Source organism: Butyrivibrio sp. AE3003, assembly GCF_000686065.1.
In the GTDB taxonomy this organism is placed as follows: Bacteria; Bacillota; Clostridia; order Lachnospirales; family Lachnospiraceae; genus Butyrivibrio; species Butyrivibrio hungatei_A.
In genome coordinates this window covers 3,014,095-3,030,186 of the sequence record NZ_JMLX01000001.1, presented here as the reverse complement: position 1 = coordinate 3,030,186, position 16,092 = coordinate 3,014,095, and the positions used below count along the sequence as shown (strand labels likewise).

General features: G+C 41.2%; 14 protein-coding genes. 1 reads left to right on the top strand and 13 read right to left on the bottom strand.

The window, feature by feature from the left end; genetic code table 11:
• Positions 1-23: 23 nt before the first annotated feature.
• From CD00_RS19535 to CD00_RS0114485, 13 genes are all read right to left on the bottom strand, one after another.
• A complete protein-coding gene (locus CD00_RS19535) occupies positions 24-980 on the bottom strand; it encodes a helix-turn-helix domain-containing protein (RefSeq protein ID WP_051594229.1) in 957 nt (318 codons plus the stop codon).
• Positions 981-1,141: 161 nt separating this feature from the next.
• On the bottom strand, positions 1,142-2,752 hold the full coding sequence (locus tag CD00_RS0114545; RefSeq protein WP_026656627.1) for a hypothetical protein: 1,611 nt from the start codon (positions 2,750-2,752) through the stop codon (positions 1,142-1,144).
• Between the two features lie 5 nt (positions 2,753-2,757).
• A complete protein-coding gene (locus CD00_RS0114540) occupies positions 2,758-3,765 on the bottom strand; it encodes a glycosyltransferase family 2 protein (protein WP_026656626.1) in 1,008 nt (335 codons plus the stop codon).
• The gene (locus CD00_RS0114535; RefSeq protein ID WP_026656625.1) at positions 3,758-4,981 is read right to left on the bottom strand and encodes a hypothetical protein; all 1,224 of its coding nucleotides are present in this window, start codon (positions 4,979-4,981) and stop codon (positions 3,758-3,760) included. The genes CD00_RS0114540 and CD00_RS0114535 overlap by 8 nt, the downstream gene beginning before the upstream one ends.
• Before the next feature lie 7 nt (positions 4,982-4,988).
• Entirely contained in the window at positions 4,989-6,179 is a 1,191-nt protein-coding gene (locus CD00_RS18570; protein ID WP_051594228.1) for a glycosyltransferase family 4 protein, read from the bottom strand.
• Between the two features lie 11 nt (positions 6,180-6,190).
• Positions 6,191-7,480, bottom strand: coding sequence for a glycosyltransferase family 4 protein (locus tag CD00_RS0114525; RefSeq protein ID WP_026656624.1), 1,290 nt, complete (start codon positions 7,478-7,480; stop codon positions 6,191-6,193).
• 2 nt (positions 7,481-7,482) lie between these two features.
• A complete protein-coding gene (locus CD00_RS0114520) occupies positions 7,483-8,391 on the bottom strand; it encodes a glycosyltransferase (protein WP_027209189.1) in 909 nt (302 codons plus the stop codon).
• A gap of 14 nt (positions 8,392-8,405) precedes the next feature.
• The gene (locus CD00_RS0114515) at positions 8,406-9,584 is read right to left on the bottom strand and encodes an EpsG family protein (protein ID WP_026656621.1); all 1,179 of its coding nucleotides are present in this window, start codon (positions 9,582-9,584) and stop codon (positions 8,406-8,408) included.
• Positions 9,581-10,393, bottom strand: coding sequence for a glycosyltransferase family A protein (locus CD00_RS0114510; RefSeq protein ID WP_026656620.1), 813 nt, complete (start codon positions 10,391-10,393; stop codon positions 9,581-9,583). Before CD00_RS0114510 ends, CD00_RS0114515 begins: the two co-directional genes overlap by 4 nt.
• A gap of 60 nt (positions 10,394-10,453) precedes the next feature.
• Positions 10,454-11,497 (bottom strand): hypothetical protein, encoded by a 1,044-nt coding sequence (locus tag CD00_RS0114505; RefSeq protein ID WP_026656619.1) that lies wholly within the window; start codon positions 11,495-11,497, stop codon positions 10,454-10,456.
• A 200-nt stretch (positions 11,498-11,697) separates the two neighbouring features.
• Positions 11,698-13,095 (bottom strand): sugar transferase, encoded by a 1,398-nt coding sequence (locus tag CD00_RS0114495; RefSeq protein WP_242838982.1) that lies wholly within the window; start codon positions 13,093-13,095, stop codon positions 11,698-11,700.
• Between the two features lie 45 nt (positions 13,096-13,140).
• Entirely contained in the window at positions 13,141-13,887 is a 747-nt protein-coding gene (locus CD00_RS0114490; protein WP_026656617.1) for a glycosyltransferase family 2 protein, read from the bottom strand.
• Complete coding sequence (locus CD00_RS0114485) at positions 13,887-14,819, bottom strand: glycosyltransferase family 2 protein (protein ID WP_026656616.1); 933 nt, start codon at positions 14,817-14,819, stop codon at positions 13,887-13,889. Before CD00_RS0114485 ends, CD00_RS0114490 begins: the two co-directional genes overlap by 1 nt.
• A gap of 181 nt (positions 14,820-15,000) precedes the next feature.
• Here CD00_RS0114485 and gmd point away from each other — a divergent pair, with 181 nt between their 5' ends.
• On the top strand, positions 15,001-16,092 hold the full coding sequence (gene gmd, locus CD00_RS18565) for a GDP-mannose 4,6-dehydratase (protein ID WP_051594227.1): 1,092 nt from the start codon (positions 15,001-15,003) through the stop codon (positions 16,090-16,092).

The following is a 16,092-nucleotide window of genomic DNA, read 5'->3' as shown; positions in this document are numbered from 1 at the left end:
TTTTTTCATGGCATATGCAATTTCTATGCGGTTGCGTCAGCTGTTATCTCAGATGCAATTTTACGTTTTCTATGAAGTGTTACAACCTGATATATTATCATACCGCAGATCAGCAACACAGAGACACATCCAAATGCAACACGATAAATAAACAGCTTATCCTGATATGGTATTGCATCATGAAACTGATTAGCTTCGTTAAATCTACCGGCCATATAGATTACATATTCAACAAATTCTTTTATGGCATCGATCATTTTCCATACCGAAACTCCTACAAGCATAACAGATACAATGACTTTCTCATTTTTACGAATAAAGTATAAAACTGCTGCCACCGCTCCTATTATTCCCAATAAGCAATCAAAATAATACGGTACAAAATTAGGAGTTCCGACCATAGAAGCGCTGTTTCTTTGAACCATCGTTATATCATTAGTTGCAATCACAAGACTTTCAATAAAAAAGATAGCATAATACGCCGCTATGACCGCTCCTATCTTCTTGGGCGAAAGAGTAACTTTTATAGAATGAACCAATCCATAAGTAAAAATCAGCACTTGTAAAGTTCCGCATACTATTTCACATACAGTCCTGACTACCGTCGCGACGTCATTACATCTTACGGCCCATCCGGTTATATATTTCCAATCTGTAGTCAAAACTTCCCTGCCTATAATTGAAACCAATGAAAATATTATTACCGCGTAAAAAAATATCATTACATTATTCGCTACTCTGTTCTCTACTACAGGATTTCTTTCAACAACTTTATCCATTTCATTTTCGGATAACAGGTCGTCAAGGCTCACCTCCAAAATATCTGATAATCTCTTTGTCGTAAGAAGGTCGGGATATCTGTCACCGCATTCCCAGTGCGAAACCGTCTGCCTTGTTACATATAACTTTTCCGCCAATGTCTGCTGTGTCAGTCCCGTCTTCTCGCGGGCCCGTCTTAACTGCTCGCCAAATTCGACCATATTACCTATGCTCCTTTCAAAGTGTCACCTGCAAGTGTAATTTTAGTATCCGATATGCCCGCAGAAACTACAAGCAACACCTCGAAATTCCATGTCGCTCAAATGTTGCCCCCCATAAAAGAAAGGAAAACGCCGGTAAAATCAGCATTTTCCTCTCCGTATTATTCTCTCGGTGTATCAAAGCGATGCTCTGTGATACCGCTTATCTCACAAGTGGTCCACATGTCTTCCGAATCAACTTCTCTTATAGAATCAAGTTTTTCACAACTCTTGACGAGGTTACAGATCGCATCATTCTTATAATCATCATCCGCAACATAAAGCACGATCTTTCCCGCATTCACAACGCCCTGCTCTGTAAGCGGATCAAGATTTTCCTCATTCATGTAAAAAACTCTGTCATACTGCAAAAGTTCATCTGTAAGCCGCCATACATTGTGAGGCGTTGCGGGATTGAACATTACAACCGCAACTTCGCCGCTATTCGCCCGGGCATAATTTATTTTATCCACGTCCTCTTTGTATAAAAAGAGAACATTATTGCCCGTAACATGGCCTTTTATAAGAAAAGCAAGCATAACAATCGTTACGATAGGAACGCATACCCTGTCTTTACCAATCTTCTCAGCAACATAGTAAAGAGCCCACATCACAAGTAAGATTATAAGTCCGTATATAGGCATCTCGTATCTGTTTGAAGCACTTCCCACCAAAAGAGCCGCCTTAGTCGTAAGGAAGAAATACCCTGCCGTTCCGGCCGTAAGAATAGCCACTTCAGCACTTATATCAAAACGTATTTTATCAAAACGTTCCTTGCGGGTTGCAACAAGATACGCAACTCCCACCGCAAGCATTATCGCAAGAACTGTAAGCCCTCCGCCGAAAACAAAGTCGTTCAAAAGTCCTGTAAAGAACGAAAGACGCATGAATGTGTTCTTTACATCAAACATACTTCCCGTTGCTCCTGTCCCTCTGTAACCTCCAAGAAGGTGATGAAGCATAGCGGGATATGTGATAACCGCAAGCACCATACTAAGACCACATCCCACAACATACGCAACGGTATTTCTGAAATCTTTTTTCCTAAAGAACATCCACACTGCAAGGGCAAAGCCTATGCAACCAAAAAAGAATATATAGAAATACTGAATCAGAACTCCAATGTATGAAACCACTGCGATAGGAAGCAACAGTTTAACACAGAAGTTTTTCAGATCATCTTTATACGAATCATATTCCTGAATGAATCTAACATGCAGATATGCACAGATGAATACTGCCGCCGTGAGCCATGCATACATCCTGATAAGCATGTTACACGAAACAGTCTGAGGGTTGAGCCCCCAAAAGCCAAGTACGAACAGCATCACATAATATGGAAGGCGAAGCCTCTTCATCAGAGCAAACAACGCCAAGAAAGAAATAACAAACGCAATTAAATTGGTAATAAGTCCCGTCCACTTGGTAAATGTGGAAGGGACCATTGAACACACGGTATGAAAAATGAAATAATATATCGGAGGATGAACGTCCCATGACTGAACAAGTTTAACGAGTCCGTAATTAAAGCCTTCCCCCGGCTTTACACTAAACTCATCAAAGATAGTCTGCTTGTCCTGCCACTCTCTGTCCGGCTGATAAAGTCCCTGACTTCTGTTCGATGAAAAATATGTATAATACTCATCTTCATGGAAGCCCGACTTCTGAAAGCCAAAGAAAACACTGAAAAGAACAGATACGATCAAAATTATATATACTATGCTTTTTTTCATAAACCTCAAAGTCCTCTTAATGCTGCATGAAGGCTGCGCACCAAACGCGGTGCAGGTGCGAGTATGCACAGGTAAGCCTTATTTTTTCCGGTCAAATACTTATTAGTAATAATACCAAGTATATTCTTTCTGATATTTTTTACAACACCAATATAGAATAAATTATCGCTTGTCATCTTACTTACGGGAATATGCAAGAGATAATCAAGCCTTTGATAATAACCGAATCTCTCAGCAATAGGTATAAGATTCTTATAATTTTCTTTTACAATATCAAGTGCTACGTCTGCGTTGCGCACTATATCTGTAAATACGGAAGGAAAATAATCTTTGTCTTCCGCTTTTTTTCTCGAATTACTTCCGAGTCTGTAGAACACATGATAGTACTGCTCGGGAAGAACGATAAGCTTGTTCACCTTTGGAAGCACATCTATCATAAGCCTGAAGTCTTCATTAAGCTCGCCTTCAGGAAATTTAAGTCCTTCGGAAAAGACACTTCTCCTTGTTATCTTGGTGCAAAAAGAGGCATCACCCGTGTGAAGCAAGAGTTTTTTGAGCTGTTCTTCAGGTGAAAACTCAGTCACTTCGGAAGGTGGGATAACAACATCGGGAAGTCTCTTACCGTCTTCCGAGATCTCATCTCTTGAAATCTGCACCATATCTGCGTCATATTTAACGGCAGCCTCTGCAAGCACTTTGTACATACGGGGATCGACATAATCATCACTGTCTACAAAGCCGATATAATCGCCTGTTGCATGCTCCATACCAAGATTTCTGGCACTGCTTGAACCACCGTTTTCCTTGTGAAGCGCAGTTACGTTCTCATACTTTGAAGCAAGTTCATCACAAAGCGCACCAGTGGAATCCGTTGAACCGTCATCCACAACTATTATCTCAAATTTATCCTTGGGATAATCCTGCTCCGCAACGGAATCCACACACTTCTCAAGAAGCTTTTCAATATTATATGCAGGTATAACAACCGTTATCTTTGGTAAAGACTCAGCCACTGGTAACCTCCGGCTCTCTCATCTGAAGATAGAGATCGTATCCTACAACCATGATCACTACAAGCATTGCGATCGACAACGGCCAAAGTGTAAGGACTGTCGAACCAAACAGATATCTTGTATAAGTGATCATTGTTATCACCTGCAGCGCCACGCATACAGGAACACGCTTAATACTCAGGATTGCATAAATAACCGCAACAACTTCAGGAATATAACCGTATCTCTCATGCATTGCAGGAAGGCAGAAGCAGCATATCTCTGCAGTAAACACGACGAGAGTTACCATGTATTTTCCGGTCACTTCAAAGTTCTTTTTGTAAACGTAATAAGCAAGTACTCCCATGATTATTACTGTTGCCATAGTTCCCGCGGAAATCAGAATCTTCCTTCCCGCACTGCTTAAGTCTCCTGAAACAATCGTATAGATGCTGGGATAGTTCATTGTAAGCCTTGAGAACATCTGAACCTGCCTTCCGTATGTACCAAGAAGGTCTCCCCAGCTTCTTCCCGCAATTGCAGCAGGAACCATCGCAAGTACATGTACAACGGGGATCCATAAAACGTATCTGATCTTGACCTTATTTTTTAACCACATAAGGACAATAAAAGGCACAAAGAATATCGCCTGTTGTTTAAAACTGTAAGCAAATGCCATATAAATAAAGGCTCTGTTATCATTTCTCTTCATAAAATGAAGGAGTGAAAGAAGAACAAACGCTGTATAGATTGAATCGTTCTGTGCCCAGGCAGCGCTGTTAAGTACAGCTGTCGGAAGAAACATCATAACACCGTAAGACATCATTGCTTTAGTGAGGTTCTTGTCGGTAATATGATATACAATCCTGAAAACAGTGATCGCGCAGATAAAGTCAAACAACACCGGAACGCTCTTTACAAGATATATATCGGGAATACTGCCGCCGATATAGTGAAGAATAACTATTACATACTGAAAAAGACAGTTGTAGTCAAATGTACTTGCCTCAGACACACCGGGCTTTATACCAAGATAAGCAAATCCGCCGGCAGCGTGGCACTCTCTCATCCAGTCCGCAAATGCCTTCACATAGTCACCTGACCTTATACCAAAAAGTGACAATCTGAAATAAACTCCCAAACATGACAGTATGGTAAAAAACAGCATGTCAAAGATGGGAATTTTATGCTTAAATATTTTTATTTCTGTTGTAAAAAAGTCATCAATAAATCTCATGTTTTCCTCATTCCAGGCAATCCCCTTCGGCCATTGCACGAAGGATGCTCTCAGGTTTTATAATTTCCGCTTTACTCATAGGTCCGATATCTGCAGGTCGCGGAACAGCTCCGTCAATATACTCTCTGCAAAATCTGACAAATTCCATAGATGCATTTTTTGCATTCCAGACCTTTTCTATAGTATCATATCCATTTTTCGCGAACTGCAAAATTTTATACTTTTCTTGAAATAAAGACAATACCTTTTTCTTAAACTCATCGCAATCGCCATTCTTGTAAGTAAGCCCGTTTTCTCCGTCCTTTATAAGAAACGGTACGGATCCCGCCTCTTTTGAAGCAACGACGGCGCATCCGCATTGCATGGCTTCATTTACAACAGCTCCCCATCCTTCCAGATAGTTACTTGTGAAAAGAAAAATATCCGAATCTTTCATATGTGTTGTCACTTCTTCAGGTTTGAGATTTCCCTGAAAGCTGACATTCGCTGAGAGCCCTGCATCTGAAACGGCTTTTTCAAGCTCTGCTCTCATATATCCGTCGCCTATCATTTTAAGCTCGTAGTCATATCCGAATTTCTCCAGCTCTTTGCATAGTTCAATCGCAAACTCGGGATGTTTTAGTTTTATAAATCTTCCCGCCCAGCAAAGCCTTATCTTATTGTCAGTCTCGCTCACTTTGAAACTTCTGTCTTTTACATCCGGATAATATCCCCACTTCAGCATCTTACGGGGATATGCATGAATAAGCTTAAAGTCCGCAGAAACATAAGCTCCTGCGCACAAGAGATATACAGGCTTTTTACGGTATCTTATATGCTCGTCATACTTTTTCAAAAGCCCTCTCGGAGTAAGCCACTTTATCCTGCTTCCTCTGTAGATTCTCTCACTTACGCGAAAAGACAGCTTACCTGACGCAAGTCTCCTTCTCTCAAGATCTGACGTGATTCCTTCCGTCCATCCAAAGATCACAACATCACTGTTAAGAATAAGATCTTCGCAGTATTTTTTATCCTCGTAGAAAAGGGAAACATACGGATAGTCCTTTGGATTCACAGCCCATCCCATGGTGATTCTCTTTTCCTCCATGGGCATCGCCTGGACAAAGTGAAACTCAACATCCTCAAACAGGCTGCTCATAGCATCGCAAAAGGGAATCTGATGATGATTTATGTAGTTTGATACAAATGTTATTACCACAGATCTCTCCCTTATTTTCTGCAAATTGCATCGTAGATTTCAAGAAGTCTCTTGTAATTGGTATCGGCGTTGTGGGTCTTAGCGGCGCGCTTACTTGCATTGTCTCCGTAAACGGCTGCAATAACGGGTTCATCCCACATCTGCAAAATTGCTTCCGCAAGTTTCTTGTAGTCCATATTATCAAATATAACGCCGTCCATTCCATCCGTGATCATATCCGGAATACCGCCGGCGTTGGCCGCAACGACAGGAACTCCCAGAAGCATCGCTTCTCCGACGGAATTGGGCGAATTCTCAACAACAGAAGCACACACAAACACGCTGCTCTTCAAAAAGCGGTTCTTCATTTCGACATCCGACAATGTACCGACCATCGTAACTTTCTTTCTGAGCCTGTTCATCGCGATAAGTCTCTTAAGATACTTGCCGTAAGCACTGGCGCGCATAAAATACGGATACTTGCTCTTACCTCTGCCGATTATGTTATTTCCCGCAACATACACATGCGCATCGGGATATTTCTTAAGTATGATCGGCATTGCCTGAAGTAAAAAGTGAAATCCCTTAAGCGGATAATCTCCCTGTGAAAGGAAGATGCTGTGAGGAATAGTCTTCCTCTCTTCCCATTTTCCCGAATAAAAGCAGGGTCTCATGGTCTCGTTCATGGCAAAATACTCTGCACGCGGATTGATGCTGTGCGACGCCTCTTTGTCAAACGTCGTTCTTCCCGTCACATTTCCTGTGAGCAAAAGAATTTCCTTCTCATTTTCGGCTCTTAACTTGAATTTCTCCTGCTGCTGAATAAGCGAATCCTCTTTCAGTCTGTCTCTGAAAGTTGTGGACTCCTGTACTTTCTTTGGAAGCCCCGCCATATAAGCTTTGGCGATCTCCGTACATACGCCCTGTATCCCTACAAGACTTCTCTCCGGTCTTCCAAAGGTTCTGAGCGCCGCAAGAGCGTGCGGAAACTCGGTTCCGAAAACATGAACAATGTCAGGCACAAAATCTTCGATTATCTGCTTAAATCTTGATTCCAGGCTTTCATCGTAGTTTTCCGGATGTCCAAGGTCCTCTTTAAATCCGTAATAAGTTATTCCCTCAACAGTTTCTTTTCCCTCGGACACAGGTCCTTCCGAAGGAAATGCAATACCGAGAGTTATCTTTCCCCCGGCTGTCGTGCTTTTTTCTTTTTGAAGCCTGTCAAGGCAGCCTGTAAGCCATCCTTCCCTGACCGAGTATTCAATTCCATGCGCCTTGGCATAGGCAGGGAGCATGATATTACAGACCCATAATATTTTCAAATTTATTTCTCCTTAAGCCTGTATACTGCACTTTTTATCTTATTATATATACCGGCTGTAATTTTATTCTCCGCAATGGCAGTCCTTAACTTAGAAAGAGTGAGCACTCTTATAAGGTCGTACTTCCTTATCTGCGCACCTGTGAGATAGAGCTTTATGATCTCTTTTCTCTCCTCTTCGGAAAGCTTCTTGTTCTGATCTGAGAAACCTCCGCCTTCATAATCGGCAACTATGCGCGGAATGTAGAAAGTGCTTGCTTTGTCTCTGTAATAGCACCTAAGGAACTGCTCATAATCCGCTCTAACCTTGTACCTGAGCTCAAAAGGATTGTTATATACAAGCCTCTCATCATAGAAGCAAGCCTGATGAGAAGGCAGATTCCTGTAACATGCATGATCGTCGATCTTGGGGTTTGAATGAATCCTGTTACCTGTCGAGCAGTCAAATATATCACCATAGTAAATCGCAGGAAGAGTCGTGCCCTCTTTGGAATTTCTGTCTACGATCGCATCATGTACATCCCTGAGAACGTTCTCGTCCCTGAACGTATCTCCGCAGTTCAAAAAGAAAATATAGGCAGGTTCTTCACCCGCTCTAAGAAGCTTAACTTTGTCGGTATTCTCCGCATCCTGATCGATCGCGCGCTGGTTTATTATCTTTTCCTCAAGATAAGATGCAGCAATATTCATCGCATGATAGATCCCGGAATCACAGCTTTCGACAAGAATCAGGTCTTTGCCGATATCGTACTTAGCCTTTAATTTCTCTATCGAACCGTCCGTGGACATTCCATCCTTGACAAGGATGCGATACCCTGTATAGCTCTGCCTTCTGACGCTCTCGATCGTATCGATGAGCTTGTCTCCGGCGTTATATGAAACCACTATTATATTAAAAAAAGTTTTTTTCATTTCATTCATACTCTTTAATACCCTGTCTCAGAAAGAATCGGTGGCATATCATCAAACATTATCGTCGTATACGGAAGTATTCTCGTTCCGTTCGCAGGCGCTATCCTCTTCATAAATATCACAAAATACATAAAGCATCCCGCAAGCACCAGCATCGAGCAGATCTTTCTTTTCTTAGGATCCTTGATACCAAGCAGAAGCGCCGGTACAAACAATACATGTGTTATCGTAAGATAATAAGATATTCTCGAAATCACTTCATCCGTCAAAAACGCCGCAAACACATAAAGCGCAAGTGACATTACGTTGCAGTGGAAAAAGAAAATGTTCTCCCTGTTACCTTTTATCTCATCCTTGTACAAGTAGATCGATGCCGCAAGGATAAGTGCACACCTTGCAATACTGATATAACTGTAATGTATAGGGCCGGCGATCATCCTGTCATAAGTTGCCGTTCCCTGATAGTCCGAATAGATCTTAACCGCAATCTTCGCATAAATCGGTCTTAAAAAGAAACACGAAGCTCCTAAAGCAGCTCCCAAAGCATACATCCATTTCTTCCAGTTTATCACCGCGATCGGATATAGCACCAAGATTATCAGAAGAGATTTATGAAAAAGAGCTCCCACAAGGATCATAAGTACAAATCTCGGAAAATCTTTTTTCACCAAATATTCTATTGAAAGCAAGGCTATTCCAAGCCCGAAATAATAACGAACGGTACTTAATGACTGAAAATAAAAGCCCAGCAACATAAACATTGCAAATGACAATTCAAACCACTTACTCTGCCTCCATATCCCTTTCATAAAAAAAAGAACTGTAAGAAAAGCAAATATGCCAAATACCAAAACATAGTTCTCAAATCCGCAGAGCTTATAAATAACATATGTTAAGGCTTTAAACCCCTCTTCTTCCGGAACTTTCGGAATCCATCCGTCCGATTTTGAGTTGATAAGATGCATATGCTCAACATACGTTGCGTAGTCGTTTCCTACGTTCAGCCTAAGCGCCGACACAGCAAACAGCCCCAGAAATATTGCCGCAAGTACGATGGCATTTATGGCATCCTGCCTTGTCATACCTCTGTGAAATCCGATACGTCCGCAGCCCGCACATTCGGATACGGTATTCTTTTTTACCAAAAGAAGCAGCGCAAGCACAGCTACTGTCAATGTAAAATATACTATCATTTTGCCTTCTTAAGTTCCCTTCCCTTTCCGATGCCGTCGGAAAGAAGCCTGAAACACTTAAACAATCCTTTCTCCGCACACATTTCTTTTCTATATTTGAAAAGAAATCTAAAACCGAGAATATCAGCGAGGCTTCCGTACAAAAACGCATACAAGACACCTCTGTCATAAAAAAACTTATCCGTATATCCCTTAAACCAGGTGGACTCACCCGCTTCTTCATGACCGAGAACCACAGTAGTCCTGTATATCTTAAGTCCCGCTTTTAAACAATCATGTAAAAAAAGGCTGTCCTCTCCGTTCATGTAAGGCGCTCCGCCTCCGAATAAAAGGGAATACTTAACTCCGTTGTTTATTAGCTTTTCTCTTCTTGCAGCGATCGCATACGCAGGATATCTGCCGTAGTTCTTCCATGTAACGGGGGCAAAATCAACATTCCAATATGTTTCTCTGCCCTCCTGAGCCTTTACGTTAAAAAGAATCATGTCGGCCTCAGGGTGATCGTCGAACTCTTTTACGATCTTATCCGAATAGCCCTTGTCATAGATAATATCATCATCGCCAAAATGGATCAGTTCGCTGTCAGCCTTGGATAAAGCGGTATTTCTCGAAAGTCCTACACCTTTTTCACATCTTATAAATGCGCGTATCATCTTTGTTCCCGCTTCGAAGGTCTCATCTTTTGATTCCCCTTTGGCTCCAACAAGCTGATTTACTATTACTGCATCCGTCTCAATATTCATTTTATCCGGGAGCTCGTGCACATCCTTATTAACGGATGACACCAATATCTGCAATCTTCCTGACATAGTCTCTTTCGCTTAATTCATATATCATACGGTGTCAAAATTTACTTTTTGCCACCTTCATCATTTGATTCCGTAGTATCTCTTAATAAATTTAAGATCCGCACGTGTAAATACAATTCCGAGCACCGGGCATTCAATCTTTTTTAGCTGTGAAATCAAATGCTCAGTCATTGCCGCATTTTTCTTTCCATAGGGAACCGCGAGTATTGCGCCTTCTGCTGCCCCTATATCCGAAGCCGAAATTGCTTTTATCTTGGAAAGCTTTTCATCATAATCACTTCCGAGAGTCTTCTTAACCGATTCAAGGTCTTTTTCGGAAAAAGATGCATTATCTGCCGCATCGGATGAGATCAAAACTATATTCTCTTTATCTGCAACATATTTATCGTAAAGTTTGGCAAGCTCGCCTCTTAACAGGTCACATGCTTCATTTCCCTGAAATACGGTTCCAAGCACTCTTATGCCGTATCTTTTCTCGCATTCTTCGGGTACGTAGATTGCTTCATCAACGGCATCAATCAAAAGAATTGCCAAAAAAGCCAAAACAGCCGCAAGAATTGCTCCAAATATAATCGCTACCGCAATCCTGTTATCGGTCTTCTCAAGATAAACATCACTTTTTGATGTACATACTATAGATTCAAAAGCCTTTGACGCATTGTATGTCGGGTAGCTTTCAAGACTTTTGATAAATGCATCCGTCAGCTTTTCCACGAGTTCTTTATCAGTCTCATTGATCGTAACAAGGAGAAAACGCTCGTTTGAGATTATGTCTCCTTTTACATTGATCTTGGACTCATCCTTTATCACATCAACTCCGACTTCTTCCAAAGCCTGTAACTGATTGGATATATCCGGTCCGCCGGCGGCTTCAAGGACTTTCATCCTTTCCTGCGATATATCCACTCCCTCTTCTTTCATAGTCTTAACAAGTTCAAGAAGGAAATCGTGGTCGTTAAAAATAAAATTGGTCCATGTAGCTCCGTTATACCAGTCAAGGACTCTCTCACCCTCAGCATTTCGAATATACGCATCATCTGAGTAAGTCAGATAGAATCTTGCCTGTGCCTCATATCTTCTCTCCGGTCCAAAAGTTACCGTCACAAGATAATAGATTCCTCCTGCAATGATCGCACCGATAAGCGCAGCAACCGGAAGAATCCATATTTTTTTTTAGGAACCTCAGGTAAAAACTCCTAAGGTTCAAGCTTTCATCTGTATACTTAACTTTTTTTGTGTCCATGTATTTTTGTCTCCGTATGCAGTTACACAATCTGCCCTGTAATCCGCAGTTTCTCTGCGCATTATGAGTTCTTCATAGCTGTTGTCTGATCATCCTCAATACCTTCGGTACTGTCCGGCGTAAGCATGATCTTTGGAGTAAGCAGTAAAAGCTTAATATCAAGCCAGATAGAATAATTCTCTATATATGTAAGGTCAAGCTTAAGCTTGTCATAAGGCGTAGTGTTATATTTGCCATAAATCTGCGCATAACCCGCAAGTCCCGCTTTTACCCTTGTTCTGAAAGCAAACTCAGGCATATCCTTAAGATACTGATTTATAATCTCAGGTCTCTCAGGTCTTGGTCCAATAAATGACATATCACCCTTAAGAATATTAAATAACTGAGGAAGCTCATCCAATCTGCACTTTCTGATGAAGCTGCCTACAGGGGTTATTCTTGAATCGTTCTTGGAAGCAAGTCTTGCTACACCGTCTTTCTCAGCATCAACACGCATACTTCTGAATTTCATGATTTTAAATTCTCGCCTGTTAATGGTGCATCTGACCTGCTTATAGAGGATAGGACCTCCGTCATATGCTTTTACGGCAATAGCGGTGAAAAGCATAAAAGGTGAGCTGATAATTATGAGTACAAGAGCAAGCACAATATCCATAACTCTCTTTAAAAATCTCTGCTCCACCTTAATGGAATAATCTCTCAAAAGGAAAACCGGTGAGTCAAAAAGATGAAGCTGCGTCGAGCCTTTAAGAAGAACATCTGTTATCTTAGGCATGACATAGACTCTCTTGTTATTTCCGTAGCAGAACTTAACAAGCCCGTTTCTGTACTGGTTTGGAACATCCCAGATAATAACTCCGTCATAATCTTCAAGGCACTCTTTATATATCTTTTCTATGCCCTCAGAAATATTCATCTTCTTGATGATCCTGTATTTATCTTTTCTTGTGTTGAATTTTGCAATGATATCATCAGCCGCATATTCGCCATTTACGAGAAGAAGCTTTCTCGGCGGGAATATCGACATGTAAATATAGTTTGTGATGTATGCCCAGCCAAAAGAAATAAACAGCTGAACCAGAAATACTCCCAGTAACGGTAATACATCAACATATTTGACCTCGATGATCAAAAACAGACAATAAGTAATGATATTTACTACCAGAAGCGTGAAAGCCTGTGACATAAATACATCCATCGGCTTCAGATAGCCTATCTTAAGACCGCCATACGCATTAGCAACAATTACCAATAATGCAAAATAAAGAAGTATGGTAAATATATGTCCCCAAAAGCTATAGGTAATACCTCTACCCATATACTCATCACCAACGTATTTACCATCTATAAAATTATATCTTCTCCAATCATGTAAGATTGGGTAATAAACCATATACCAAGACCACGCATACACGGCAGTCTGCATGGCAAGTCCTACTGCCCCCAGCAATAAAACCATAATTCTTTTTACAGATTCACTATGTTTCATATCTTTTACAGACAATCAAAGCCTTCTAAGCGTTGCTCTGAGCGCCCATCCTCCAAAATAAAATAATGACTCCAAAACCGACAGATTAGCTATATTCCTGTACAGGAACCAGATTCTCTCTATTGCAATAAACTTATTAGATGAAAGCGACTTTGGTGGTCTTCTGTATATTGCAAGATTCTCATCAAGTCCGTAACCGACTATTCCACTCTTAAGTATTCTCCACCATGTGGCTGTGTCCTCACTCGGAACATCCGGCATATGTATGATCTCCATGTCGATCTTTTCCGTATCGAACATGACAGTAGTTGTAAATATAACCGTTCTTGAAAGTGCCTGTCTGAAATTCATTGTCTCGGGAACATGAACTATCTTTCCCGTAGGTCTTGCAAGTCCGTCGCCAAACTCATATGAATGAAAAGCAAATGCCGCTCCCGTTTTTTCCATGAAAGCAATCTGTTTCTCCAATTTATCCGGCATCCAGACATCATCCGCATCCAAAAATGCGATATATCTTCCAGCGGATGCATCAATTCCCGTGTTACGGGCTTCTGCAGCTCCGGCGTTTCTCTCTTTTCTGATAAGTCTTATTCTCTTTCCGCTTGATTCTATTATATCGGATATGATCTCCGCACTGTTATCAGGCGATGCGTCATCAACAAGGATGAGTTCCCAGTCCTTGTAGGTCTGCTCACATACCATGTCGATAGTTTTCCTGATATATCTCGCCGCATTGTATACGGGTACTACTATACTTACCATTAAATTTCCTCTTTAACTATATATAAAGGACGCTTTTTCACCTCGGTATAGGTCTTGGAAAGATACTGACCTACAATTCCTATGCAAAAAAGCTGTATTCCGCTTATAAGTGAGATTATACACACAAGCGAAGGCCATCCGTTTGTTTCATCGCCAAATGCCAACTTTCTCCATATCGTAAATATTATGAAGACAAAAGAAAACAAACAGAAAAACAATCCCGTAAATGCCGCAAACGAAAGCGGTATCGTTGAAAACGCCATTATTCCGTCAACCGCATATATAAAGAGCTTCCAGAAAGACCACTTAGTCTCACCCTTTCTTCTCTCCACATTTTCAAACTCAATCCACTTATTCTTAAAGCCTACCCATCCGAATATTCCCTTGGAAAAACGATTATATTCCTTAACAGACAGCACCGCGTCAACAAACTGCCTTGTCATAAATCTATAATCTCTTGCACCGTCAACAATCTCAGTCTTGGACATTCTGTTTATCATCTTATAGAACATCCTTGCAAAAAATGATCTGATCGGAGGCTCACCTTTTCTGTTTACCCTCCTTGTAGCTACGCTGTCATATCCTTCTTCCTCAACAGCCTTATACATTTCAGGCAGAAGCGCCGGCGGATCCTGAAGATCGCAGTCCATTATAACAACGTAGTCTCCCGCCGTCTTTTCAAGTCCCGCATATATAGCCGCCTCTTTTCCAAAATTCCTTGAAAAGCTGACAAGCTTAACACGTTTGTCCTTATTATTGAGCTCTTTTACCATATCTACAGTCTTATCCGTCGAACCGTCATTTACATAGACAAGCTCAATATCGACATCCCGCTCTTTGAAAAAAGCTTCGTTCTTCATTAGTTCGTCGTAAAAATCCTGTATGTTTTCCTGCTCGTTATAACAAGGAACTATAACGCTCAAAAGTTTCATAATTTTTCTCCAAATCGTCCTGTCTTAAAAATGTATAAATGCGCAGTCCTATTCAATATTTTACACTTAAAGCGCCTGTCTTTCAACGAACAAAAATTTGATGTCCCATGTTAAAAAGTGATAAACTATGATAAAATAAACACTTAATAAGAAGAATTTATCATAAAATTTAGGAGTACACATGGGTAAAACAGCACTTATTACAGGTATAACAGGACAGGACGGTTCTTACCTTGCAGAATTTCTTTTGGAGAAAGGATATGATGTGCACGGAGTCATCAGAAGATCTTCTGTAGATTTTCGTGAAAGGATCGCGCATCTTGAAGGAAAGCCTCACTTCCATCTTCACTACGGAGATCTCGGAGATTCAATGAGTATCCTTGGCGTTGTTTCTAAAGTAAAACCTGACGAGATATACAATCTCGCAGCACAGTCACATGTGCAGGTATCTTTTGATTCGCCTGAGTTTACGGCAGATGTTGACGCTACCGGCGTATTAAGAGTTCTTGAAGCTGTACGTCAGTGTGGTCTTGCAGATACATGTAGAATATATCAGGCATCAACTTCAGAATTATACGGAAAGGTTGAAGAAGTTCCCCAGAATGAGAACACTCCTTTCCATCCATACAGTCCATACGCTGTTGCCAAGCTTTACGGCTACTGGATCGTAAAAGAGTACAGAGAAGCTTACAATATGTTCTGCTGCTCGGGAATCCTCTTTAATCACGAATCAGAGCGCCGCGGAGAGACCTTCGTTACACGTAAGATCACTCTTGCCGCATCACGTATCGCTCAGGGTAAACAGGAAAAGCTCTATCTCGGTAATCTCTCAAGCCTTCGTGACTGGGGCTACGCAAAAGATTACGTAGAATGTATGTGGCTCATTCTTCAGAATGACAAACCCGAAGATTTTGTTATCGCAACAGGTGTACAGCACTCAGTCCGTGAATTTGCACAGCTTGCTTTCCACTATGCAGGAATCGAGCTTGAATTTAAGGGCGAAGGCGCTGAAGAAAAAGGTTATGACAAGGCAACAGGCAAGGTACTTGTTGAAGTATCACCCGATTTCTACAGACCTACAGACGTTGTTAATCTCTGGGGCGATCCCACTAAGGCAAAAGAAAAACTCCACTGGAATCCTCAGACAACATCTTTTGAAGAGCTCGTTAAGATCATGGTTGAACACGATATGGCCAAAGTTGCGGTTGAAAGAGCCAACGAGCATGTTGAATTTAATCTCGCAGAGTTTCTTGAAAAAGGTATTGATAAGTAA

What these genes read in the sequence shown, in the direction of transcription:
- CD00_RS19535 (WP_051594229.1), bottom strand. Translation starts at nt 980, where the DNA reads ATGGTCGAATTTGGCGAGCAGTTAAGACGGGCCCGCGAGAAGACGGGA.
- CD00_RS0114490 (WP_026656617.1), bottom strand. Translation starts at nt 13,887, where the DNA reads ATGGTAAGTATAGTAGTACCCGTATACAATGCGGCGAGATATATCAGG.
- CD00_RS0114545 (WP_026656627.1), bottom strand. Translation starts at nt 2,752, where the DNA reads ATGAAAAAAAGCATAGTATATATAATTTTGATCGTATCTGTTCTTTTC.
- CD00_RS0114520 (WP_027209189.1), bottom strand. Translation starts at nt 8,391, where the DNA reads ATGAAAAAAACTTTTTTTAATATAATAGTGGTTTCATATAACGCCGGA.
- CD00_RS0114535 (WP_026656625.1), bottom strand. Translation starts at nt 4,981, where the DNA reads ATGAGATTTATTGATGACTTTTTTACAACAGAAATAAAAATATTTAAG.
- gmd (WP_051594227.1), top strand. Translation starts at nt 15,001, where the DNA reads ATGGGTAAAACAGCACTTATTACAGGTATAACAGGACAGGACGGTTCT.
- CD00_RS0114485 (WP_026656616.1), bottom strand. Translation starts at nt 14,819, where the DNA reads ATGAAACTTTTGAGCGTTATAGTTCCTTGTTATAACGAGCAGGAAAAC.
- CD00_RS0114510 (WP_026656620.1), bottom strand. Translation starts at nt 10,393, where the DNA reads ATGTCAGGAAGATTGCAGATATTGGTGTCATCCGTTAATAAGGATGTG.
- CD00_RS0114515 (WP_026656621.1), bottom strand. Translation starts at nt 9,584, where the DNA reads ATGATAGTATATTTTACATTGACAGTAGCTGTGCTTGCGCTGCTTCTT.
- CD00_RS0114495 (WP_242838982.1), bottom strand. Translation starts at nt 13,095, where the DNA reads ATGGTTTTATTGCTGGGGGCAGTAGGACTTGCCATGCAGACTGCCGTG.